Annotated in this window: 3 protein-coding genes; all 3 read left to right on the top strand. The window is 77.3% G+C overall.

Translation table 11 applies throughout. The features are described 5' to 3' along the window. Window positions 1–445: type II secretion system F family protein (locus tag EEJ42_RS31300; RefSeq protein WP_123105233.1), on the top strand; the 445-nt coding region annotated here is incomplete at its 5' end. A 74-nt stretch (window positions 446–519) separates the two neighbouring features. Then, the gene (locus tag EEJ42_RS31295) at window positions 520–717 is read left to right on the top strand and encodes a DUF4244 domain-containing protein (RefSeq protein WP_123105231.1); all 198 of its coding nucleotides are present in this window, start codon (window positions 520–522) and stop codon (window positions 715–717) included. Window positions 718–781: 64 nt separating this feature from the next. Further along, the coding region (locus tag EEJ42_RS31290) for a TadE family type IV pilus minor pilin (protein WP_425472990.1) at window positions 782–984 on the top strand (203 nt) is incomplete at its 3' end.

Below are 984 nucleotides of genomic sequence, written 5' to 3'. Positions count from 1 at the left end.
CGAGGCGGTGCGGCAGATCCCGCTGGCCGCCGACCTGCTGGCGGCCTGTCTGGCCGCCGGGGCGGACCCGCGCACGGCGGCGGACGCGGTGGGCAAGTCGCTCGGCGGCCCGTTCGGCGACCGGCTGGTCCGGACCGCTGCGGAACTGCGGCTGGGAGGAGAGCCGGCCGGCGCCTGGGGGCGGCTTGGCGCGCTGCCCGGCGCGAGCGGGCTGGCGCGCGCCCTGGAGCACGCCGGGACCACGGGTGCCCCGGCGGTGGAGCCGGTGTCCCGGATCGCCGCCGACTGCCGCGCCGAGCAGGGGAGGGACGCGGGCCGACGCGCCGATCGGGCGAGCGTGCTGGCCACCGCCCCGCTCGGGGCCTGCTTCCTGCCCGCCTATCTGCTGATCGGCGTGGCCCCGGTGATGACCGGGCTGGCGGGCGGTCTGGCGGGCCACACCTGAGCACGGCGCCCCGGCCCGGCGCGGCACGAGAGATCGGCTTCTGTACGGCAATGACAGCTAGGAGGGGGACCGAAATGATGAAGCAGTGGTGGGCCCGGCGGCGCGCGGCAGCGCGTGCGCGGGCCGAGGCGGGCATGGCCACCGTTGAGTACGCGATGGGGACGCTGGCCGCGTGTGCCTTCGCCGCGGTGCTGTACAAGGTGGTGACGAGCGGGACCGTCAGCGGTGCGCTGCAATCGGTGATCGGGCGGGCTCTCGATGCGCCGTTCTGAGGCACCGTCCACGGCGGGACGGGCGGACGCGCGGGCCGGGCTCCGCGCGCGGAGCGCACCGGGAGTGGTCCGCGTCCGAGCGGCCCGTATGGGGGCGGACCAGGGGTTCGTCACTGCCGAGGCGGCCGTCGCGCTGCCGGTGCTGGCCCTGTTCGCCCTGATGCTGATCTGGGGCCTGATGGCCGCGTCCGCGCAGCTGAGTTGCGAGGACGCGGCCCAGGCCGGGGCCCGGGCGGCGGCGCGCTCGGAGTCGCGGGACGCCGCGGT

The organism is Streptomyces botrytidirepellens, assembly GCF_003721215.1.
Classification (GTDB): Bacteria; Actinomycetota; Actinomycetes; order Streptomycetales; family Streptomycetaceae; genus Streptomyces; species Streptomyces himastatinicus.
The sequence above is the reverse complement of the archived record's forward strand: the minus strand, read 5'-3'. Positions and strand labels throughout refer to the sequence as shown.